Source organism: Sphaerisporangium corydalis, from assembly GCF_025506355.1.
Lineage (GTDB): Bacteria > Actinomycetota > Actinomycetes > Streptosporangiales > Streptosporangiaceae > Sphaerisporangium > Sphaerisporangium corydalis.
Map to the genome: position 1 here is coordinate 22,329 of NZ_JANZYP010000021.1, position 20,805 is coordinate 43,133.

Here is a 20,805-nt window from a genome sequence, read left to right on the forward strand (position 1 = left end):
CACGGACGGCGGCGGACCGGGTCCGCCGCCGTCCCCGCGGCTAGGCCCCGCGCATCTGGGCGCCGGTGCGCTCGGACGCGGACGCCACCGCGGCGTCCCTGGCGGCCGTGGTCTCCTCGACCGTCAGCGTGCGGTCCGGAGCCCGGAAGCGCAGGGTGTAGGCCAGCGACTTCCTGCCCTCGCCCACCTGCGCGCCGGTGTACAGGTCGAACAGCCGGATCGACTCCAGCAGCGGCCCCGAGCCCGCGCGCAGCGCCGCCTCGACCTCGCTCACCGGGACCTCGGCCGGGACGACCAGCGCGACGTCCTGCGTGGCCACCGGGTAGGACGAGACCGGCTCGGCCTTCACCGGGCCGGGCAGCAACGCCTCAAGGACGCTCAGCTCCAACTCCATCGCGCAGGTGCGCGCCGGCAGCCCGTACGCCTCGGCGACGCGCGGGTGCAGCTCGCCGGCGTGCCCGAGCAGCGTCTCCCCCGCGTACAGCGCGGCGCACCGGCCGGGGTGCCACGGCTCGTGGCGGTCGGCCCGCACGCTCACCTCGACCCCGGCCTCACGCGCCACCACGCGCGCGGCCTCGACGGCGTCGGCCCAGGTCGCGTTGCGGCCCTCGCCCCACCAGCCGGACCGGTCGTGCTCACCGGCCAGCACCACGGCCAGCCGGAGCGGCTGGCGCGGCAGGGCGGCCGCGATGGAGGCCAGCTCCTCCTCGGTCGGCCTGCGGTCGACCCCGAGCACCGGGGCGGTGGCCGGGGCGCCAGGCTCGGGCCGGTAGACCAGGCCGGACTCGAACAGCGCCAGGTCGCCGAACCCCCGGCCCACGTTGCGCACCAGGGTCTTCAGCAGCCCCGGCAGCAAGGTCGTGCGCATCAGCGGCTCGTCCTCGCTGATCGGGTTGGCCAGGCGCAGGGCACGGCGCCGCGCGTCCTCTGCGGGAAGCTGCAGGCCGTCCAGGTCGCGCTCGCCCATGAACGGGTAGGAGAGCGTCTCGACGTACCCGGCGGAGGCGATCGCCCGGCCCACGCGGCGGCGCAGGCGCTGCGCCTCGGTGAGACCCGCCCCCGCCGGGGCGGCCGGCAGCACCGACGGCAGCTTCTCGTACCCTTCGAGGCGGATGACCTCCTCGGCGAGGTCGTTGGGGTCGGTCAGGTCGGGACGCCACGACGGCGCGGTCACCGTGAGCAGCTCGGCCGGGTCCGGCGGCACCGGGCCCTCCAGCACGTCGGCCGGCGGCGCCTCGGCCCCGGCGCCCTGGCTGACCACGGTGCAGCCGACCTGCTCCAGGCGGCGCACCACCGTGTCGCGGCCGTAGACGACGCCGGCCACCCGGTCGGGGTGGTCGGCCGGGATGGTGATCGTCGCGGGCTCGGTGTCCACCCAGGCGTGGGTGACGCCCGTGTCCGCGGTGCCGCCGCCGTAGGCGACCAAGAGCTGGACCGCGCGCCAGGAGGCGTACAGGGGAAGCTCGCGGTCGACGCCGCGCTCGAACCGGCGCGACGCCTCGCTGACCAGGTTGTGGCGCCGCGACATGCGGCTGGTGCCGGTGGCGGAGAAGTGCGCCGCCTCGATCACCAGGTCGGTGGACGCGTCGGAGATCTCGGTGTCCAGCCCGCCCATCGTGCCGGCCATCGAGATCGCGCCGGAGGAGTCGGTGATCAGGATGTCCTCGGGGTGCAGCTCGCGCACCACGTGGTCCAGCGTCTCCAGGGTCTCGCCCGGCCCGGCCCTGCGGACCACGACGGGCCCGCTCAGCCGGGAGCGGTCGAAGGCGTGCAGCGGCTGGCCCAGCTCGATCATCAGGTAGTTGGTGACGTCGACGGCCAGGGACACCGGCCGCATCCCCGCGCGGGCCAGGCGCACCTGCATCCACATCGGGGTCTCGGCGGCCGGGTCGACCCCCGACACCGAGCGCAGCACGAAGCGGTCGCACGCCGAGGGGTCGGCGATCGACGCCGGGTGGGACTCGCCGGCGGGCGCGGGCGGCTCCACGTCGGCCGGGTCGCGCCACGGCACCCCGAAGGCCGTGGCGGCCTCGCGGGCCACGCCGCGGATCGACAGCGCGTACCCCCGGTCGGGGGCGATCTCCAGCTCGATGACGTCGTCGCGCAGGCCGAGCAGCTCGACCACGTCGGCGCCGAGGTGGGTGTCGGCGGGCAGGATCAGGATGCCGCTGTGGTCCTCGCCGATGCCCAGCTCGCGCGCCGAGCAGATCATGCCGTCGGACACGTGGCCGTAGGTCTTGCGGGAACCGACCTCGAACCCGCCCGGCAGCACCGCGCCGGGAAGGGCCACCGCCACCCGGTCGCCGACCGCGAAGTTGACGGCGCCGCAGATGACCCAGCGCGGCGCCGCCTCCCCGACCTCGACCGAGCAGTAGCGGATGGGCTTCTTGAAGCCGGCCAGTTCCTCGACGGAGAGCACCTCGCCGACGACGACGTTCTTGATGTCGCCGCCGACGGACTCGATCGACTCCAGCTTGAGTCCGGCCGCCGTGAGCTTCTCGGCGACCTCTTGGGCGGTGGCGGCGGGCAGGTCGACGTACTCCCGCAGCCAGGAGAGCGGGAACTTCATCAGGCCTCCATACCGAACGGGAGTGTGAAGCGCACATCTCCCTCGACCATGTCTCGCATGTCCTCGGCGTCGTGGCGGAACATCAGCGTCCGCTCGACGCCCATGCCGAAGGCGAACCCGCTGTACCGTGCGGGATCGACGCCGCAGGCCACCAGCACGCGCGGGTTGACCATGCCGCAGCCGCCCCACTCGATCCAGCCCTCGGACTTGCAGGTGCGGCACGGCGGGTTGCCCGGGACGGCCGAGGCGCCCCGGCAGACGAAGCAGCGCAGGTCCATCTCGGCCGACGGCTCGGTGAACGGGAAGTAGTGGGGGCGGAAACGGGTGCCGATGCCCTCGCCGAACATGACCTCGGCGAACCGGTCGAGCGTCCCCTTCAGGTGGGCCATGGTCAGGCCCTCGTCGATCGCCAGCCCCTCGACCTGGTGGAAGACCGGGGTGTGGGTGGCGTCGAGCTCGTCGGTGCGGAAGGTCTTGCCGGGCGAGATCACGTACACCGGCAGCTCGCGCGACAGCAGCGCGCGGACCTGCACCGGGGAGGTCTGGGTGCGCAGCACCATGCCCGAGTCCGCTGACTCGACGAAGAACGTGTCGTGCTCGGAGCGGACCGGGTCGTCGGGCGCGATGTTGAGGGCGTCGAAGTTGTACCACTCGCCCTCCAGCTCGGGCCCCTCGGCCACCTCGTAGCCCATGGCGACGAAGGCGTCGGCGATGCGCTCCTGCAGGGTCGTGAGGGGGTGCCTGGCCCCGCGCGGCGCGCGGTCCCAGGGCAGCGTGACGTCGACGGTCTCCTCGATCAGGACGCGTTCGTCACGTTCGGCCGCCAGCGCGGCCTGCCGGGCGGCGACGGCCTCGCCGATCGCCTTGCGCGCCCCGCCGATGCGCTTGCCGGCCTCGGCCCGGGCCTGCGGCGGCAGCGCGCCGATCTCGCGGTTGGCGAGCGCGATCGGGGACCGGTCCCCCGCGTGGGCCAGCCGCGCCTGCTTGAGTTCGTCGAGGTCGGCGGCGGCGCCGATGGCGGCCACGGCTTCGGCCTCCATGCGCGCCACCTCGTCGGCGTGCAACGGCGTCACCTCGACCGGGTCATAGGTGTTCGACAAGAGAGAGCTCCGTATCCAGGGCTTGAGCGGGCACGAGTCTAGTCCGTCCCGAGTGGCGAGCCGATCGCGCGCGGGCCCGCCGGGGCCGGCGCGACTCGGCCGGGGCCGGCGGATGCCGGCGTGGTGTGGCCCACCGGCCGTCCCGGGCGACGCCTCAGGCGAAGTCGGGGGTGCCGGCGGGCATGGTAAATCGGAACTCGGCGCCGCCGCCGGGCGCCCGCTGCACGCTGATCGTGCCGCCGTGCGCCTCCACGAGGCCCTTGACGATGAACAGGCCGAGGCCCGTGCCACCGCGGCGCCGCCCGTTGCCCCGCCAGAACTGGCGGAAGACGCGCGAGGCCAGCTCGGGTGCGACACCCTCGCCCTGGTCACGCACGGACACGGCGACTCCCCATTCGACAGGCTCTACCACTATGGTGACGGTACCTCGGCCATGGCGCACCGCGTTTTCCAGCAAGTTTCCGAGGATCTGGTCGACCTTGTCCTGATCGAGCCACATCTCGGGTAGATCTCCGGGCACTTCCAGCAGGAAACGATCATCCCGCTCGCCCGCGGCCACCCGACCCGCGATGATCTTACGTGCCCTGGCGGGGACGTCGACAACCTGGCGGTGGATCTGCAGGCGGCCCGACTCTATGCGGGACACGTCGAGCAGCTCGGTGATCAGGCGGGTGACCCGGTCGGCGTCGGCGTTGACCGTCTCCAGCATCACGCGCTTCTGGTCGTCGGTGAACCTGCCCCACTTGGCCAGCAGTGTGGCGGTGAAGCCCTTGACGCTGGTCAGCGGGGAACGCAGCTCGTGGGCCACCGTGGAGACCAGGTCGGCCCGGCTGCGCTCCAGGCGGGCGCGCGCCGCGGCGTCGCGCAGGGTGACCACGACCCGGGCCACGTCGCCGCTCCGCTCGGGACTGCGCACGAAACGGGCGGCCACCAGCAGCTCGTTGCCGCCGGGCAGGTAGAGCGAGCACTCGGGCTGGCGGCTGCGGGTGCGCAGCCCGCCGTAGGCGTCGAGCCACTTCCACCAGTCGCGCCCGTCGTCGTCGCGGAAGGGCAGGACGTCGGGGAAGGTCTTGCCGACGACGGCGTCCGGCTCGATGCCGGTCAGGCGGGACGCGGCCCGGTTGAAGGCGGTCACCCTGCCGCGGTCGTCGGTCACGATGACGCCGTCGGGCAGGTCGTCGACCTCGATCGAGCATGCGTCATCGGCGTCCCGTTGATGGGTTCGTCCGCCGCGCACTATCGCCTCCTCGACCCTACAGGGCCGACAATAGCGGGTTTCCCGTGCCGGACGGCAGCCCCACGCTCCGGGCGGGACGCCCCCGGCGGGCCCGGAACGCCTCCCCCGAGGACAAATGCGGGCGGTGGCCGGACGTCCCGCGGGCGGCCCGCGGGACGCCTAGGCCGAGCGCTGCGCCCGCGCCGAGGCATAGAGGCAGACACCGGCGGCCATCGCCAGGTTGAGGCTCTCGGCCCGTCCGTAGATGGGCACCCGTACGGCCTCGTCGGCCATGGCGAGGATCTCCTCGGGCAGCCCCCAGGCCTCGTTGCCGAAGATCCACGCCGTCGGGCCGCTCAGGTCCACGTCGTCGAGCGTCCGCTCCCCCGCGCCGTCGGCGGCGAGCACGCGCAGCCCCTTGTCCTTCAGATGGCGCACGGCCCCGGCCACGGGGGCCGAGGTGACGACGGGGAGGTGGAACAGGCTCCCGGCGCTGGCCCTGACGCACTTGCCGTTGTAGGGGTCCACCGAGGCGTCGGTGAACACCACCGCGTCGGCCCCCGCCGCGTCCGCCGTGCGCAGGACCGTGCCGGCGTTGCCGGGGTCGCGCACGTGGGCGAGGACGGCGACCAGCCTGGCGTCCCCGGTGACGCCCTCGGCCAGCGGGACGTGCACGAACCGGCAGACCGCCAGCAGCCCCTGCGGGGTCACGGTCTGGGCCAGCTCGGCCATGACCTCGCCGCTCGCTCCGTGCACCGGGATCCCGGCCAGCCGGGCGGCGGTCACGATGTCGGCGTGCCTGGTCTCGGCCTCGGCGGTGGTGAACAGCTCGCTGGCGACGCCCGGGAGGGCGAGCGCCTCCCGCACCGCCTGCGGCCCCTCGGCCAGGAAGGCGCGGTCCCTGTCCCTGAACGCGCGCTTGGTCAGGCGTTTGGCCGCCTTGACGCGCGGCGACCTGATGTTGGTCAGCTCGGACCCTGCCACGTACCCCCCTGGTAGAACCCTGGACCGTCGCGGCGCCCCTGTGAGCGGTCCGCGGGGGCCCGGGAGGGCGTCCCGGGGACCCGGGAGAGCGCCGGTGAAATGAGTGAACGACCCGCTCCGCGACAGAACGAGTCGTTCACTGGGTCGTACGTCGGATCAGCTCGCGACCGGCGCGTTCACGTCCGACGGCAGTGCCTTCCTTGCGGTCTCGGCCAGCGCCGCGAAGGTCGGGGCGTCGTTGACCGCGAGGTCGGCGAGGATCTTACGGTCCACCTCGACACCAGCGGCCTTCAGGCCCTGGATGAACCGGTTGTAGGTGATGCCGTTCGCGCGCGCCGCCGCGTTGATGCGCTGGATCCAAAGGCGCCGGAAGGTGCCCTTCTTGTCCTTGCGATCACGGTAGGCATAGGTCAGTGAGTGGAGCATCTGCTCCTTGGCCTTGCGGTACAGCCTCGACCGCTGACCCCGGTAACCACTCGCCCGCTCGAGGACGACGCGGCGCTTCTTCTTGGCGTTGAGCGCCCGCTTTACGCGTGCCATTGTTCTATCTCCCCGGGGGTTCGGTTACTTGCCGAGCAGCTTTTTGATCTTCTTGGTGTCGGCGTCGGACATGACGACCTCAGGCTTGAGACGACGCGTCACCGTGGACGCCTTGTGCTCGTTGTAGTGAGCACGGTTCGCACGACGGCGAATGATCTTGCCGCTTCCGCTGAGGCGGAAACGCTTCTTCGCACCACTGTGCGTCTTCATCTTCGGCATGTCAGCCGTCTCTCCCTCGTTCATCCGTGCCGATTTCCCGGGTCAAGGTACCCCAGCCAAACGTCTGCCTGGCCGTGAACCTGACCCGGTCTTCGGTGTCTTGTCCACATCCCGCCGCGATGTCAGGCGGGGAGCGTCACTCCTGCGGTTCCGCCGACGCCATTTCCGGATCGAGGCCCATGTCGCCCTCCGCCGGATCGCCGGAGGTCCTCGCACGAGCCGCGGCCCGCTCGGCCTTGGCTTCCGCCTTCTTCTTGTGCGGCCCGATCACCATGATCATGTTTCGGCCGTCCTGCTTGGGCTGCGACTCGACGAAACCGAGTTCGGTGACGTCCTCCGCCAGCCTCTGCAGGAGCCGGAAACCCAGCTCGGGCCGCGACTGCTCGCGACCGCGGAACATGATCGTGACCTTGACCTTGTCCCCCGCCTTGAGGAACCTCACGACGTGACCCTTCTTGGTCTCGTAGTCGTGCGGGTCGATCTTCGGCCGGAGCTTGATCTCCTTGATGATCGTGTGCGCCTGGTTGCGGCGCGCCTCGCGTGCCTTCATGGCGGACTCGTACTTGAACTTGCCGTAGTCCATGAGCTTGCACACGGGCGGACGAGCCGTGGCCGCGACCTCGACGAGGTCGAGGTCGGACTCCTGGGCCAGCTTCAGGGCATCGCCGATGGAGACGATACCGACCTGCTCGCCGTTCGGGCCAACGAGGCGGACCTCGGGCACGCGAATACGCTCGTTGATGCGGGGCTCAGTGCTGATGGGACCTCCTAGGTACCTGGCATTTATCCGCGTCGGTGCTTGACCGTGCCGGGGAGTCTCGCGAAATGCGAAAAGCCCCACACGTCGCGCATGCGGGGCCACTGAGCTCTCGGAGCACATGTCCTGGAGCTCGCCGGAGAAAGTCCGGTGGTGATCCTTGACCCGCCGGCCTTCCGGTCGAACAGGTGGGAGGAGGACCTCCGCTTGCGCGTCCAGCAGCCATGCCGGACCGATCAAGCAACAACGTTACCACAACACCCGACCCCCACCGAATAGTCCCCGCCCCCCACCACGGGCCATCACGATCCGTGAACCATCGGGCACGTAGCGTCGGAGTGCGGGCGGTCAACCCGTTCGAGCCGCTCGTTCGAGGAGTTCGGTCTCGCCGGCGGCGCGTACGGTTTCCAGGGGGACGTGGGCGTGGCCCGTGTACAGCTCCACCTGGCGGATCGCCTGGTGGAGGAGCATGGCGAAGCCGCTGACGATGGTGCCGCCCGCGGCGTGCACGGCTCGGGCCAGGGGCGTCGGCCACGGTGAGTAGACCACGTCGAACACCACCGGCACCGCGGCGAGCGTCTTGGCGTACGCGTCGGCCGCGCCCGAGGGCAGGGTGGAGATCACCAGGTCCACGTCGAGCACGGTGTCGATCTTGTCGAAGGTCTGCACCGCGAGGGTGAGGCCGAGCCGTTCTGCGACCTCCGCCGTCTCCCTCGCCCGCGCCGGGTCGCGGGCCACCAGCGTCGCCTCGCGCAGGCCGAGCTCGCGCAGCGCGGCGAGCGAGGAGGCCGCGGTGGCGCCGCCGCCGATGACGGCCGCGGCCCGGGGCGCCGGGGCGCCCGACTCGGCCAGGGCCTGGACGACGCCGTGCACGTCGGTGTTCTCGCCGTGTCTTCCGCCCTCGCGGAACACCACGGTGTTGGCCCCGCCGACCTCGACCGCGAGGCCGGAGACCGTGTCGAGCAGCGGCATCACGGCCCGTTTGAGCGGCATCGTCAGCGACAGGCCAGCCCATTCGGGGCCCATCGCCGACAGCAGCCCCGGCAGGCCGTCCTCGTCGCACTCGATCGCGTCGTAGCTCCAGCCGCGCAGCCCGAGCGCCTCGAAGGCGGCGCGGTGCAGGACCGGCGAGAGGGAGTGGGCGATCGGCGAGCCGAGGACGGCGGCACGCCGATCCATCAGCCCGCCCCGTGGTTCTTGTTGAACTCCTCGGCCAGCTTGAAGAACTCCGCCTCGGAGTCGGTGAACTTGGTGATGTGCCGCTTGGGGTCGGTGGTCACGAAGAACAGCCAGGTGCCGTCGGCCGGCTCCAGCGCGGCCTTGATGGCGTGGTCGCCCGGGTTGCCGATCGGCCCGGGCGGCAGGCCGAGGCGCGCGTAGGTGTTGTAGGGCGACTTGCTCTTGAGCTCTTCGTGGGTCGCGGCGATGCCGAACTTGCCCAGGCCGTACATGACGGTGCTGTCCATCTGCAGCCGCATCTGCGGCGTGCGGTTCAGCCGGTTGTAGATCACCCGGGACACCTTGGGCATGTCCTGCTCGCTGCCCGACTCCGCCTGCACGATGCTGGCGATGGTCATGACCTCGAGGGGCGTGCGTCCCACCCGCTTGGCCTTCGCGACCAGGTCGGCGTCGGCGGCGGCGCGCTTGTAGCGGGTCACCATCGCGGCCAGGACGTCGTCGGGGCTGGACTTGGGCGAGACCTCGTAGGTGGCGGGGAAGGCGAAGCCCTCCAGCCGCCTGGCGTACGCGGGGAGGCCGAGCGCCTCGCGGTCCCTGGCGGCCTTGCGGAAGTCCTCGACGGGCCGGCCCGTGGCGGTCGAGAGCTGTTCCAGCACCTGCGAGAGCCGCAGTCCCTCGCGCACGGTCACCGTGGTCTGCAGCCGGCGCTTGGGGTCCAGGAGCGGGACGGCGCTGCTCGCGGCCATGCCCTTGCGCAGTTTGTACTCGCCGGGCTGCAGCGAGGCGCTCTTGCCCGCCGCGCCGATGGCGTTGACGAACGCCCGCTCGCTGGCCACCACGCCCTGCTCGACGAGGGTCTGCGCCACTTCGGTGGCGCTCTGGCCCGCCTTGATCTCCACGAGCACCTCGCCGGAGCCCTGCCCGGTGAAGTCCTTGGGGACCGCGACGTCGCGGATCCAGTTGTAGCCGTAGTACCCGCCGACGCCCAGCACGCCCGCGATGATGATCACCGCGACGAAGAAGGCGAGGAAGCCCTTGCGTTTCTGGCGCCGCTGGCGTCGCCTGCTGCGGCTTCGCGAGGATCGGGAGGAAACGCGAGACCGGCGCCGGGGACCCTCGTCGTCCTCGGCACCCAGCAGACTATCGAGGTCCAGATCGTTCATAGGTGCGCTCGCCAATCTCCCGGTAGGACCGCCCCGGCGTCAAGCGGGTACCCCGAATTGGGGGGAGATACCACGCAAGTCACTCCCGCGCCGGGGGCCGCGCCGGCCCGGGTGACCGGGCGTCCGCGGGGGGCGGTGGGGGTCCCGCCGGGCATCAGTGCTGCCCGAGACGGTGGTTCAGCTCTTCTCGGAGTTTCACGAACTCACTCTCTTTGTCAGTGAATTTCGTGATTCTACGCGCTGGGTCGATCGTGACAAACCAGTACCAATCACCCTTAGCCGGACGAAGCGCCGCCAGGAGCGCCGCCTCGCCGGGATTGCTGATCGGGCCAGGAGGCAGCCCGGGATGCATATACGTGTTGTAAGGAGTGTCCCGCTTGATCTCGGCGTGCGAGGCCACGATGCCGTGCTTGCCCAGGCCGTACATCACCGTGCTGTCCATCTCCAGCTTGGCTCTGGACGCGAGGCGATTGTAGATCACCCTTGCGATCTTCGGATAGTCGCCGTCCCTGCCTCCCTCCGCCTGCACGATGCTCGCCACGACCACCACCTCACGCGGCGTCAGCCGGTTCGCCGCGGCGCCCGCCTCCAGGTTCACGTGGGCGGCGGCGCGCCTGAACCGGCGCACCATGGACCGCAGCAGATCGCGCGGCGTGGTCCCCGGCTCGACGTCGTAGGTCGCCGGGAACAGGAACCCCTCGACGGTCCCCTTGGCGTACGCGGGCAGCGCCAGCTCGGCCGGGCGGGCGGCCACCGCCCCCAGCCCGGCCGCGGGCATTCCCGCCCCGCGCGCCAGGCGCGCGACGGTCTCGGCCGCGCGCAGCCCCTCGGGGATCGTCACCCGTTTGCGGATCCTGGACTCGCGGGCCAGCAGCAGGTCGACCGCGGAGGAGGCGGCCATCCGCCGGCGCAGGCGGTAGCGGCCCGGCCGCAGGCTGCCGGCCTTGCCGCGCCGCTCGACCGCGTTGACGAACGAGCGCGAACTCGCCACCACCTCGGCGCGGACCAGGATCTCGCCGATCTGCGCGGCGCTCGCGCCCGGGACGATCTCGACGACGACCGGGCCAGAGCCCGCGCCGTCGAAGTCCTCCGGCGCCATGATCGGGCCGAACAGCGCCAGCGCGCCGGCGAGGCCTACGGCCACCACCGCCACGACCCCGCCGCCGGCCAGCAGGAGCAGCTTGCGACGGCCGCGGGCCGCGCGCTCGGCCGGCGGCTCGGGCGCGCGTTCCTCGGTGAACGAGAACAGGTCGTCGGAACCGTCGCCGCCCTCGCCGGGGCCGGCGGGCCGGGTCACCTGGCCGGCCCGGCGCTCGATTCCCCGCCGGGGCGCTGCCCCGGCGGCTCGACGGGTCTGCCCGGGGGCGCGCCGCTCGACCTCTCGGCGTCCAGGGCGGCCTGCAGCAGCACCACGGCCGCGGCCTGGTCGACCACTCCCCGCTGGTCCCTGGCCTTCACACCGCTGGCCCGCAGGCCCTGCTGCGCCGTGACCGTGGTCAGGCGTTCGTCGTACAGGCGGACGGGCGTCGGCGCGAGCCGCGCGGCGAGCCGGACGGCGAAGCCCCGCGCGGCGGCGGCGGCGTGGCTCTCCCGGCCCGACAGCGAGGTGGGCAGGCCCACCACCAGCTCGACGGCCTCGTGCTCCGCGGCGATCGCGGCGATGCGGTCGAGGTCGCCCCTGCCCCGGCGCACGGTCTCCACCGGTGTGGCCAGCAGGCCCGAGGGGTCGCTGCGGGCCACGCCGATGCGGACCGACCCGACGTCCACGCCGATGCGGACGCCGCGCCTCACGGCGGGCTCGTCGCGCGAGACCGCGCGTGCCGGGCGTCCATGGTCAGGACAGGGTCTCCTGGATCGCGTGCTCGACGGCGCCGAGCGCGTCGCCGATCGCCTCGGGACGGGTCCCCCCGCCCTGCGCGACGTCATCCTTGCCGCCACCGCCACCCCCAAGAGCCTTGGCGGCGACGCCGACCAGTCGCCCGGCCTTCAGTCCCCGGGTGCGCCCCGCATCGTTCACAGCGGCGACCACGACCGGCCGGTCCGCGGGCACACCGGCGATCACGATCATCGCGGCGCGGTCACCGGGAAACCGGCCGCGCACGTCTAGGGCGAGTTTACGCAGGTCATCGGCCGAAGTGCCGTCAGGCGCGCGGTGGGTCACGACCGAGACGCCGCCGATGTCGCGGGCGGAGGCGGCCAGCTCGCCCGCGGCGGCGAGCACCTGGGCCGAGCGGAGCCGCTCCAGCTCCCGCTCGGCGGCGCGCAGGCGGGTGACGATGCCCTCCACGCGCTCGGGCAGCTCCTCGCGTCGCGCCTTGAGCTGCTCGCTGATCTGGGCCACCAGCACGCTCTCGCGGGCCAGGAAGCGGAAGGCGTCGATGCCGACCAGGGCCTCGACGCGCCGCACGCCGGCGCCGATCGACGCCTCGCCGAGCACCTTGACCAGGCCGAGCTGGCCCGAGCTGGCCACGTGGGTGCCCCCGCACAGCTCGCGGGAGTAGTCGCCCACCTCGACGATGCGGACCTCGTCGCCGTACTTCTCGCCGAACAGCGCGAGGGCGCCCATGGAACGGGCCTCGGCCAGCGAGGTGTGGTAGGCGTTGACCTTGAGGTCGTTGATCAGGATGGCGTTGACCTCGTCCTCGACGTCGCGCAGCACGGTGGGCGGCACGGCCCCGGCGGCGGTGAAGTCGAAGCGGAAGCGCCCCGGAGAGTTCTCCGAGCCCGCCTGGGCCGCGCTCTCGCCGAGCGCGTTGCGGAAGCCGCGGTGGACCAGGTGGGTCGCGGTGTGGCTGCGCGAGATGGCGCGGCGGCGCTCGACGTCGATCTCGGCCTGGGCCTGGTCGCCCACGCGGATCTCGCCGTCGCGGACCTTGCCGCGGTGCACCACCAGGCCCGCGAACGGGGACTGGGCGTCGGTGACGTCGACGTGCGCGCCGCTCGTGCGGATGAGGCCCTGGTCGGAGAGCTGGCCGCCGCCCTCGGCGTAGAAGGGGGTGCGGTCAAGGACGACCTCGACGGTGGTGCCGGCGCCCGCGGCCGGGACCGGCGCCCCGTCGACGAGCAGGCCGATGACGTTGACCTCGGCCGTGGTGTGGTCGTAGCCGAGGAAGTCGACCTTGCCCGCGCGGTCGAGCATCTCGCCGAGCGCCGACAGGTCGGCGTTGCCGGTCTTCTTGGCCGCCGAGTCGGCCTTGGCGCGGTCGCGCTGCTCGGTCATCAGGCGGCGGAAGCCGTCCTCGTCGACGACCAGGCCCTGCTCGGCCGCCATCTCCAGCGTCAGGTCGATCGGGAACCCGTAGGTGTCGTGGAGCTGGAACGCCTGGTCGCCGGCCAGGGTCGCCGCGCCCTTGCGCTTGGTCTCCTCCACCGCCGCGTCGAAGATGGCGGTGCCCGTGCGGAGGGTGCCGAGGAAGGAGATCTCCTCGGCGTCGATCACCGGGTGGATGCGGGCCGCCTCGCCCTTGAGCTCGGGGTACTGGTCGCCCATCGCCTCGATGGTGGTGGCGGCCAGTTCGTGCATGTAGCGCTCCTCGCCCGCGCCGAGCAGGCGCAGGTTGCGGATCGCGCGGCGCAGCATGCGGCGCAGGACGTAGCCCCGGCCCTCGTTGGAGGGCAGGACGCCGTCGCCCACCAGCATGACCCCGGCCCTGAGGTGGTCGGCGACCACGCGCAGCGAGACGTCGGCGCGCGCGTTCCTGCCGTAGCGCGTCTTGGTGAGCTCGGCGGCCCTGTCGAGGATCTTGTAGGTGGTGTCGATCTCGTAGATGTTGTCGACGCCCTGCAGGATCGCCGCCATGCGCTCCAGGCCCATGCCGGTGTCGACGCTCTTGGCGGGCAGGTCGCCGAGGATCGGGAAGCCGTCCTTGCCGCCGCCCGCGCCGCGCTCGAACTGCATGAAGACGTTGTTCCACACCTCGAGGTAGCGGGTCTCGTCGGCGACGGGCCCGCCGTCGCGGCCGTACTCGGGGCCGCGGTCGTAGTAGATCTCCGAGCACGGCCCGCAGGGGCCGGGGACGCCCATCGACCAGAAGTTGTCGGCCATGCCCCGGCGCTGGATACGCTCGGCCGGGACGCCCACCTTGTCGTGCCAGATGCCGTGGGCCTCGTCGTCGTCGTGGTAGACGGTGACCCAGAGGCGCTCCTCGGAGAACCCGAAGCCGCCCTGCGACTCGGGCCGGGTCAGCAGATCCCAGGCGTACGGGAGGGCCTGCTCCTTGAAGTAGTCGCCGAAGGAGAAGTTGCCGAGCATCTGGAAGAAGCTGGCGTGCCGCGTGGTCTTGCCCACCTCGTCGATGTCGAGGGTGCGGATGACCTTCTGGGCGCTGGCGGCCCGGGGGTAGGGCGGCTTCTTCTGGCCGAGGAAGTACGGCTTGAAGGGCACCATGCCCGCGTTGACCAGCAGCAGCGTCGGGTCCTCTGCGACCAGGCTGGCCGAGGGCACGACGGTGTGTCCGCGCTCCTCGAAGAAACGCAGGAAGCGGCGGGCGATCTCTGCCGACTCCATCTCAGCGGCCGTCCTTTACGTCGTGGTGGATTTCTCTGACACTGTCAAGCCCGTAGAGCGCCCGCAACTCGTGTTCCCTGCCGGCCGCCAGGCGGCGCACCTCGGTGGCGAACACGCGCGCCTCGGCCGCGGCGTAGGAGGCCCGGCCGGCGACGCGGCGGGCGACGTGGTCGGGCTTGAGCGCCTGCAGCCTGCGCGACACCCACAGCGCGATGTACGCGCCGAGGGCCATGTAGAACAGCCGCCGGATCATGCCCGCCGCCTCCCGCCGGGCGGTCCCTGGATCGGGCGGCGGCGCCGGGCGGCGGCCGCGCGCAGTCCGTGGACCAGTGAGGAGGCCTTGATCAGCGGCTTGGCGAAGATCGTCGACGCGACGCCGGTGACCTGCATCATGTTGCCGCTGACCTCCTTCATGTTGCCCGCGATGGCCTCGACGGTGATGAGCTGGCGGTTGGTCTCGGCGACGGTGGCGCTGACCTCGTCGAGCAGCGGGACCACCCGCTCGCTCAGCTCGGCGACCATCTTGGTGGTCTCGGTGAGCAGCCGGGCCAGCCTCACCAGCACCACTGCAAGAAAACAGACCAGTATCGCCCAGAACATCGCGACGATGAGGCCCGCTACCTCTCCGGCGGTAAGCATGTCGATGCGTCCCCTCGTAGGTGGCCTACGGAATGTCGGGCCCGGCTAGGGCGGTGGAATGGGGAAGACCCTATCGCGCCCGGGGCCGGTGCCCGTGCTCAGCTCGCCCTGCCCGCCACGCCGGGATGGTCACGGCCGTCCGCGCAGGAATTCGCGGATCTTGGCCCACCGGTCGGCGAAGTGGGCCTCGGCGCCGTGCCGGGTCGGCTCGTAGTAGCGCCGGTCGCGGATCTCCTCGGGCGCGTACTCCTGCCTGACCAGGCCGTGCTCGAAGTCGTGGGGGTACTCGTAGCCCTTGCCGTGGCCCAGTTTGGCCGCGCCTGGGTAGTGCGCGTCGCGCAGGTGGCCGGGGATCTGCCCGATCAGGCCGCGCCGGACGTCGTCGGAGGCGGCGCCGATGGCCTTGATGACGGCGTTGGACTTCGGGGCCAGGGCGCAGTGGATGACCGCCTGGGCGAGGTTGAGGCGGCCTTCGGGCAGGCCGATCATCTGCACGGCCTGCGCGGCGGCCACGGCGACCTGCAGGCAGGTGGGGTCGGCCATGCCGACGTCCTCGGAGGCGAAGATCATGATGCGGCGGGCCAGGAACCGGGGGTCCTCCCCCGCCTCGATCATGCGGGCCAGGTAGTGCAGCGCCGCGTCGGCGTCGGAGCCGCGCATGCTCTTGATGAACGCGCTGATGACGTCGTAGTGCTGGTCGCCCTGCCGGTCGTAGCGCACGGCGGCCTTGTCGGCCGCCTTCTCCACGGTCTCGACCGTGATCTCGCCGTCGGGGATCAGCAGCGCCGCCGCCTCGAGGTAGGTCAGCGAGCGGCGGGCGTCCCCTCCGGCCAGGCGGGCCAGGTGGTCCTTGGCCTCGGGCGCGAGGCTCACCCGGCCGCCGAGGCCGCGCGGGTCGGTCACCGCGCGGTCGAGCACGGCCTTGACGTCGGTCTCCGTGAGCGACTCCAGCGTCAGCAGCAGCGACCGCGACAGCAGCGGGGAGATGACCGAGAAGTAGGGGTTCTCGGTGGTGGCGCCGATGAAGGTCACCCAGCGGTTCTCCACCGCGGGCAGCAGCGCGTCCTGCTGTGCCTTGTTGAAGCGGTGGACCTCGTCGATGAACAGGACGGTCTGGCGGCCGGTCATGCCGAGGTCGCTCTTGGCCTGGTCGATGGCCGCCCTGACCTCCTTGACCCCCGCCGACACGGCGGACACCTCGACGAAGCGCCGTTTGGTGACCCCCGCGACGACGTAGGCGAGCGTGGTCTTGCCGGTGCCGGGAGGGCCCCACAGGAACAGCGACATGGGGGCCTCGCTCTCGACCAGGCGGCGCAGGGGGGTGCCCTGGCCGAGCAGGTGGCGCTGGCCGATCACCTCGTCGAGGGTGCGCGGCCGCATGCGCACGGCCAGCGGCTCCTGGCTCTTGCGGGCTTCCTCCGCCGCCGAGTCGAACAAACTCTCCACGCGCCGACACTACCGCCGATACCGCAGGTCGACCGTGTCGTGGTGGGGCCCCCAGGTCAGCTCGAACGTCCAGCAGCCGGGCGTGGGCACGTCGGTGACGCTGGGGTAGATCTCGCCGGGGCCCGAATTGGCGGCGAAGGACGTGTGGACGACGGGGCGGTCCTTGCCGCGCGGGTGGGCGGTGACGCGCAGGTCGAAGGTCCCGCGCGGGTGCCGTACGTACCAGAGGATCTTGTTGGCCGGGTCCGTCGGCGCGCCGGCGCGCAGCGGCTCGGCGAACAGGAAGCCGACCGTGTCGCCCTGGTCGCCGAGGACGTAGTGGATGTCGGGGGCGTTCGGCGCGGCCCACACCGGCGCGTTCCCCGAGCGGACCGGGTTGTCCCCGCAGCCGCCCGCGACCGTGGCGGACGGTGAGGGCGCCAGGGCGGGCGGTGTGGCCTCTGGTGAGGGCGCCACGGCGGCCGGGGAGGTGGCGGTGGCCGTGGGCGGGGCCTCACCGGTGGCGGCGGGTGAGGTGGTGCACGCGGCGGCCGCCAGGCAGGCCACCACGATCGTTGTGCGTTTCATGCCCCTTGTACCGCCTCCGGGCCGGGGAGGTTCCCGGCCCGGAGCGGGCGTCCGCGCCTACTTCGCCCAGACGGCGATGGCCCCGGTGTGACCGGCCTGCAGGACGTAGAACCCGGCGACCAGCGCGAGCACCACGGTCACGGCCGACAGCACCCCGGTCGTCACCTTGCCGAGCTTGAGCGAGGAGTAGACCAGCAGGAGCGCCGCGACGCCGAGGCCGATGACGCTCAGCAGCAGGGGGGTGGCGTAGCTCTGGTGGTCGCTGACGCGCTGGCCGAACGTGCTCTTGGGGAAGGTGCCCCCGAACTGGCGGTCGGCGAACGCCTGACCGCTGGCCCTGGCGGCGAAGGCGCTCACGGGGGCGACGATGGCCAGCAGGACCACCGCCCACGATAGGCGCGGGCGCACCCGGGGGACCACGCCGTACACGATGGAGCCGAGGGCGAGCAGGGGGATGAAGATCACCGCGGCATGGATGATCAGGGGGTGGGCCGGCAGGCCGAGGATCTCGTCGAACATGTGTTGGCTCCTGTGAAGTGGCTCGTCACTTATACGGATCCGGCGCCCCGGAGGTTCGCCCGGGGCTCCAGGTCACGCGAGCGACCCCCTTCGCCCCGTGTGGCCCGATGGTCCCGGTAGGAGCGTCAAGCCACCGTAAGAAATTCCCCAAGGCAACATTCCGCTGGGCAACCATAGCGCCCGGGGTCAAGAAGGATCTCCCGACGGGCGCTGACTGGGCGTTTTATACGGGTCCAACGTAAAGGCCGGTACGATTCCCGAGCACATAAAGTCATCTATCGGCAATTGGAAGGCATACCGTGACCGACGTGGATCGCCAGACCCAGCTGGCACGGGAGCACCGCGAGCGGCAGGCACAGCGCGACGGCCAGGACGGCGGCAAGGGCAGGTCCAAGCGCAACACGATCATCGGCGCCATCGTCGGCGTCGTGGTCGTCGTCGGCGGAATCGTGGCCGCCACCACGCTCATGGGGGGCAAGGACGACGCGAAGCCGCCGGTCGCGGAGGCCAGCCCTTCCGCCTCCGCCTCCACCGGCGCCTCGGCCCCGGCGGCGCTGCCCAGCTCGTCGGCGGAACCGGGCAAGGCCGGGGCCGTGACCTGCACCTACCGCGACGACACCGGCGGGGGCCCGGCCAAGAAGGTGGGCAGGCCGCCGGCGAAGCCGGATATGAAGGCCAAGAACATGACGATCACCACCAGCCAGGGCACGATCGTCATCGAGCTGGCGACCGCACAGGCGCCCTGCACGGTCAACTCCTTCGAGTTCCTCGCCAAGAAGAACTTCTTCGACAACACCCACTGCCACCGCCTGGCGACGCCGGAGACCACGGGCCTCGGCATGCTGCAGTGCGGCGACCCGCTGGCCAAGGGCGACGGCAAGACCAAGGCCGACGGCACCGGCGGCCCGGGGTACATGTTCGACGACGAGAACCTCGGCGGCATCCCGCTCGGCCGCGGCACGGTCGCCATGTCACAGGCGTCGGAGGACGCCAACTCCAACGGCAGCCAGTTCTGGATCTCCTTCTCCGACGAGAACACCCAGCTCTCGTCCCAGGGGGCCGCCTTCACGCCGTTCGGCGTGGTGGTCAAGGGAATGGACGTCATCGACAAGATCGCCAAGGGTGGCATCATCCCGTTCAACAACGACCCGATGGCCGACGTCAGGGGCGAGGGCTCCAACGCGCCGAAGCTGCCGGTCGTGATCAAGGACATGAAGATCACCCGCTAGCCGCGGGACCCATGCGAAGAGCCCCCGGCGCCGGACGGCGCCGGGGGCTCACGCGTATGACCGCCGCGCCGGCCCGGACGGGCGCGGCGGAGGATCAGGCGCGGCGGACGATCAGCCCGCCAGCCGCCCGGCCAGCGTCCCGACCAGCTCGCCGAGCGGGACCGCGGTCTGCTCGCCGCTCTCCATGTGCTTGACCTGGGCCGACCCGGCGGCGAGGTCGCGCTCGCCCAGGATCACCGCGTAGACGGCCCCCGAGCGGTCGGCGCCCTTCATCGCGCCCTTGAGCCCCTTGCCGTCGAAGGCCATGTCCGCGGCCACGCCGGCGGCCCGCAGCTCGTGGACCAGCTTGAACAGGCGCCGCGCCGCCTCCTCGCCGAGCGGCACGCCGTACACCGCGACGCGGGGCGGCACCTCGCGGGCCAGGTCCTCGGCCTCCACGGCGAGGATGATGCGGTCCACGCCCACGGCGAACCCGACGCCGGGCAGCGACGGGCCGCCGATGTCCTCGGAGAGCCCGTCGTAGCGCCCGCCGCCGCCGATGCCCGACTGGGCGCCGAGCAGGGGGTGGTCGAACTCGTAGGTCGTGCGGGTGTAGTAGTCGAGGCCGCGCACGAGCCTCGGGGTGTCCTCCCAGGGCACGCCGAGGTCCTCCAGCAGGGTGCGGACCCGGTCGTGGTGGGCCTTGCAGGACGCGCACAGGTGGTCGGTGATCAGCGGGGCGTCCGCCACCTGGGCCTGAACCTCGGGACGCTTGTCGTCCAGCACCCGCAGCGGGTTGATCTCGATGCGCGCGCGGGTGGCCTCGTCCAGGTCCAGCGCGCGCAGGAAGTCCTGCAGGGCGGCGCGGTAGGCCGGGCGGCACTGCTTGCACCCGAGGGTGTTCAGCAGCAGGCGCACCCGGGTCAGCCCGAGGGCCTGGTAGCCCGACCAGGCGATCGCGATGGTCTCGGCGTCCACCGCGGGGTCCTCGGTGCCGATGGCCTCGACGTTGAACTGCTGGAGCTGGCGGTAGCGGCCCGCCTGCGGGCGCTCGTAGCGGAACGCGGGGCCGGTGGTCCACAGCTTGACCGGCAACTGGCCGTTGTGCAGGCCGTGCTCCAGCGTGGAGCGCATCACGCCGGCGGTGAACTCCGGCCGCAGCGTCATCGAGCGGCCGCCCCTGTCGGCGAAGGTGTACATCTCCTTGGTCACCACGTCGGTCGACTCGCCGACGCCGCGCGCGTACAGCTCGGTGTCCTCGAAGACCGGCACCTCGATGTAGGAGTAGCCGGAGTTCAGCGCCATGGTGGCGAAGGCCGTGCGGACCGCGAGGAAGGTCGCGGAACGCGGCGGCAGGTATTCGGGTACGCCCTTGGGCGCCTGAAAGGTCATCACAGTCCCCTGGTTGGGCCCGCGAACGGAGCCGCCTCCGCGAGATACGGGTTCGTGGCGCGTTCGCGGCCGATCGTCGTTTGTGGTCCGTGACCGGGCAGCACCGTCGTGTCGTCCGGCAGCGTCAGGCAGACGCCGCCCAGACTGCGCAGGATGGTCTGGTAGTCACCGCCCGGCAGATCGCTGCGGCCGATGGAGCCGGCGAACAGCAGGTCGCCCGAGAACATGACGCGCTCCTCGGGCAGCCTGAAGGTCACCGACCCCCGGGTATGGCCGGGGGCGTGGTCGACGGTGACGTCCATGCCGGCGAGCCGCAGGACCGCGCCGTCCGACAGCTCGCGCACGTCGTCGGGCTCGGTGAACGTCAGCCCGCCGAAGAACTGCTGGCGGGCCATCAGGGACAGGCCCTTGCCGGGATCGGACAGCAGATCGCGGTCCTCGGGGTGGATCCAGGCGGGCACGTCACGCGCTCCGCACACCGGGGCGACCGACCACATGTGATCGATGTGACCGTGCGTCAGCAGCACGGCGACCGGCTTGAGCCGATGCTCGCGCAGCAGGTCGTCCAGGGCCGGGACCGCGTCCTGACCTGGGTCGACGATCACGCACTCCTCGCCCGCGGCGGGAGAGACGACGTAGCAGTTGGCCTGGAATGATCCGGCGGGAAAGCCGTCGATGAGCACGGAAACGGTCCTCGGTGTGATCGATCTCGTCAAGGAAAGCGGATGGGAATGTAACCGAAGGGTACCGGTGCGGGTCGCCGGGCTGCGAACCATCGCCCGTTGGCCGATACGATTCGC

At 71.8% G+C, this 20,805-nt stretch carries 20 protein-coding genes; 1 reads left to right on the forward strand and 19 read right to left on the reverse strand.

Going from position 1 to position 20,805, the window contains the following annotated elements; translation table 11 throughout:
- Positions 1 to 40: 40 nt before the first annotated feature.
- The 17 genes from pheT to NYZ98_RS16865 all read right to left on the reverse strand — a co-directional run bounded on the left by pheT (position 41) and on the right by NYZ98_RS16865 (position 17,405).
- On the reverse strand, positions 41 to 2,569 hold the full coding sequence (pheT, locus tag NYZ98_RS16785) for a phenylalanine--tRNA ligase subunit beta (protein ID WP_262843721.1): 2,529 nt from the start codon (positions 2,567 to 2,569) through the stop codon (positions 41 to 43).
- Positions 2,569 to 3,609, reverse strand: coding sequence for a phenylalanine--tRNA ligase subunit alpha (pheS, locus tag NYZ98_RS16790; protein ID WP_262843794.1), 1,041 nt, complete (start codon positions 3,607 to 3,609; stop codon positions 2,569 to 2,571). Before pheS ends, pheT begins: the two co-directional genes overlap by 1 nt.
- Positions 3,610 to 3,823: 214 nt before the next feature.
- Complete coding sequence (locus NYZ98_RS16795; RefSeq protein ID WP_262843722.1) at positions 3,824 to 4,906, reverse strand: sensor histidine kinase; 1,083 nt, start codon at positions 4,904 to 4,906, stop codon at positions 3,824 to 3,826.
- Between the two features lie 159 nt (positions 4,907 to 5,065).
- A complete protein-coding gene (locus NYZ98_RS16800) occupies positions 5,066 to 5,869 on the reverse strand; it encodes a TrmH family RNA methyltransferase (protein ID WP_262843723.1) in 804 nt (267 codons plus the stop codon).
- Between the two features lie 156 nt (positions 5,870 to 6,025).
- A complete protein-coding gene (rplT, locus tag NYZ98_RS16805; RefSeq protein WP_262843724.1) occupies positions 6,026 to 6,409 on the reverse strand; it encodes a 50S ribosomal protein L20 in 384 nt (127 codons plus the stop codon).
- A gap of 24 nt (positions 6,410 to 6,433) precedes the next feature.
- Positions 6,434 to 6,628 (reverse strand): 50S ribosomal protein L35, encoded by a 195-nt coding sequence (gene rpmI / locus NYZ98_RS16810; RefSeq protein WP_248960076.1) that lies wholly within the window; start codon positions 6,626 to 6,628, stop codon positions 6,434 to 6,436.
- Between the two features lie 136 nt (positions 6,629 to 6,764).
- On the reverse strand, positions 6,765 to 7,469 hold the full coding sequence (gene infC, locus NYZ98_RS16815; protein WP_456115254.1) for a translation initiation factor IF-3: 705 nt from the start codon (positions 7,467 to 7,469) through the stop codon (positions 6,765 to 6,767).
- A 264-nt stretch (positions 7,470 to 7,733) separates the two neighbouring features.
- Complete coding sequence (locus tag NYZ98_RS16820) at positions 7,734 to 8,564, reverse strand: shikimate dehydrogenase (protein WP_262843725.1); 831 nt, start codon at positions 8,562 to 8,564, stop codon at positions 7,734 to 7,736.
- Positions 8,564 to 9,727 carry an endolytic transglycosylase MltG gene (gene mltG / locus NYZ98_RS16825; protein ID WP_262843726.1) on the reverse strand — a complete coding sequence of 388 codons (1,164 nt, stop codon included), beginning with the start codon at positions 9,725 to 9,727 and terminating at the stop codon, positions 8,564 to 8,566. The genes NYZ98_RS16820 and mltG (NYZ98_RS16825) overlap by 1 nt, the downstream gene beginning before the upstream one ends.
- 154 nt (positions 9,728 to 9,881) lie before the next feature.
- Positions 9,882 to 11,024 carry an endolytic transglycosylase MltG gene (gene mltG / locus NYZ98_RS16830; RefSeq protein WP_262843727.1) on the reverse strand — a complete coding sequence of 381 codons (1,143 nt, stop codon included), beginning with the start codon at positions 11,022 to 11,024 and terminating at the stop codon, positions 9,882 to 9,884.
- Positions 11,021 to 11,518 carry a Holliday junction resolvase RuvX gene (gene ruvX / locus NYZ98_RS16835; protein WP_262843728.1) on the reverse strand — a complete coding sequence of 166 codons (498 nt, stop codon included), beginning with the start codon at positions 11,516 to 11,518 and terminating at the stop codon, positions 11,021 to 11,023. The genes mltG (NYZ98_RS16830) and ruvX overlap by 4 nt, the downstream gene beginning before the upstream one ends.
- 43 nt (positions 11,519 to 11,561) lie before the next feature.
- The gene (alaS, locus tag NYZ98_RS16840; RefSeq protein WP_262843729.1) at positions 11,562 to 14,234 is read right to left on the reverse strand and encodes an alanine--tRNA ligase; all 2,673 of its coding nucleotides are present in this window, start codon (positions 14,232 to 14,234) and stop codon (positions 11,562 to 11,564) included.
- A 1-nt stretch (position 14,235) separates the two neighbouring features.
- The gene (locus tag NYZ98_RS16845; RefSeq protein WP_262843730.1) at positions 14,236 to 14,487 is read right to left on the reverse strand and encodes a hypothetical protein; all 252 of its coding nucleotides are present in this window, start codon (positions 14,485 to 14,487) and stop codon (positions 14,236 to 14,238) included.
- Complete coding sequence (locus NYZ98_RS16850) at positions 14,484 to 14,873, reverse strand: DUF948 domain-containing protein (RefSeq protein WP_262843731.1); 390 nt, start codon at positions 14,871 to 14,873, stop codon at positions 14,484 to 14,486. Before NYZ98_RS16850 ends, NYZ98_RS16845 begins: the two co-directional genes overlap by 4 nt.
- Positions 14,874 to 15,002: 129 nt before the next feature.
- Positions 15,003 to 16,319 carry a replication-associated recombination protein A gene (locus NYZ98_RS16855; protein ID WP_262843732.1) on the reverse strand — a complete coding sequence of 439 codons (1,317 nt, stop codon included), beginning with the start codon at positions 16,317 to 16,319 and terminating at the stop codon, positions 15,003 to 15,005.
- A gap of 9 nt (positions 16,320 to 16,328) precedes the next feature.
- Positions 16,329 to 16,886 (reverse strand): hypothetical protein, encoded by a 558-nt coding sequence (locus tag NYZ98_RS16860; protein WP_262843733.1) that lies wholly within the window; start codon positions 16,884 to 16,886, stop codon positions 16,329 to 16,331.
- A 57-nt stretch (positions 16,887 to 16,943) separates the two neighbouring features.
- Positions 16,944 to 17,405 (reverse strand): DUF2231 domain-containing protein, encoded by a 462-nt coding sequence (locus tag NYZ98_RS16865; protein WP_262843734.1) that lies wholly within the window; start codon positions 17,403 to 17,405, stop codon positions 16,944 to 16,946.
- A 308-nt stretch (positions 17,406 to 17,713) separates the two neighbouring features.
- Between NYZ98_RS16865 and NYZ98_RS16870 the strand changes: the two genes are divergently transcribed.
- Positions 17,714 to 18,634 carry a peptidylprolyl isomerase gene (locus NYZ98_RS16870; protein ID WP_316249573.1) on the forward strand — a complete coding sequence of 307 codons (921 nt, stop codon included), beginning with the start codon at positions 17,714 to 17,716 and terminating at the stop codon, positions 18,632 to 18,634.
- A 111-nt stretch (positions 18,635 to 18,745) separates the two neighbouring features.
- Here the strand turns inward: NYZ98_RS16870 and hisS are convergent, their stop codons facing one another.
- The gene (gene hisS / locus NYZ98_RS16875) at positions 18,746 to 20,005 is read right to left on the reverse strand and encodes a histidine--tRNA ligase (RefSeq protein ID WP_262843736.1); all 1,260 of its coding nucleotides are present in this window, start codon (positions 20,003 to 20,005) and stop codon (positions 18,746 to 18,748) included.
- Positions 20,005 to 20,688: an MBL fold metallo-hydrolase gene (locus NYZ98_RS16880; protein ID WP_262843737.1), complete on the reverse strand. Its 684-nt coding sequence runs from the start codon at positions 20,686 to 20,688 to the stop codon at positions 20,005 to 20,007. Before NYZ98_RS16880 ends, hisS begins: the two co-directional genes overlap by 1 nt.
- Between the last annotated feature and the right edge of the window lie 117 nt (positions 20,689 to 20,805).

Bases quoted from the DNA above. Each gene is read 5' to 3' on its own strand.
- pheT (WP_262843721.1), bottom strand. From the start codon at position 2,569: ATGAAGTTCCCGCTCTCCTGGCTGCGGGAGTACGTCGACCTGCCCGCC.
- pheS (WP_262843794.1), bottom strand. From the start codon at position 3,609: ATGGAGGCCGAAGCCGTGGCCGCCATCGGCGCCGCCGCCGACCTCGAC.
- rplT (WP_262843724.1), bottom strand. From the start codon at position 6,409: ATGGCACGCGTAAAGCGGGCGCTCAACGCCAAGAAGAAGCGCCGCGTC.
- rpmI (WP_248960076.1), bottom strand. From the start codon at position 6,628: ATGCCGAAGATGAAGACGCACAGTGGTGCGAAGAAGCGTTTCCGCCTC.
- NYZ98_RS16820 (WP_262843725.1), bottom strand. From the start codon at position 8,564: ATGGATCGGCGTGCCGCCGTCCTCGGCTCGCCGATCGCCCACTCCCTC.
- mltG (WP_262843726.1), bottom strand. From the start codon at position 9,727: ATGAACGATCTGGACCTCGATAGTCTGCTGGGTGCCGAGGACGACGAG.
- alaS (WP_262843729.1), bottom strand. From the start codon at position 14,234: ATGGAGTCGGCAGAGATCGCCCGCCGCTTCCTGCGTTTCTTCGAGGAG.
- NYZ98_RS16845 (WP_262843730.1), bottom strand. From the start codon at position 14,487: ATGATCCGGCGGCTGTTCTACATGGCCCTCGGCGCGTACATCGCGCTG.
- NYZ98_RS16850 (WP_262843731.1), bottom strand. From the start codon at position 14,873: ATGCTTACCGCCGGAGAGGTAGCGGGCCTCATCGTCGCGATGTTCTGG.
- NYZ98_RS16860 (WP_262843733.1), bottom strand. From the start codon at position 16,886: ATGAAACGCACAACGATCGTGGTGGCCTGCCTGGCGGCCGCCGCGTGC.
- NYZ98_RS16865 (WP_262843734.1), bottom strand. From the start codon at position 17,405: ATGTTCGACGAGATCCTCGGCCTGCCGGCCCACCCCCTGATCATCCAT.
- hisS (WP_262843736.1), bottom strand. From the start codon at position 20,005: ATGACCTTTCAGGCGCCCAAGGGCGTACCCGAATACCTGCCGCCGCGT.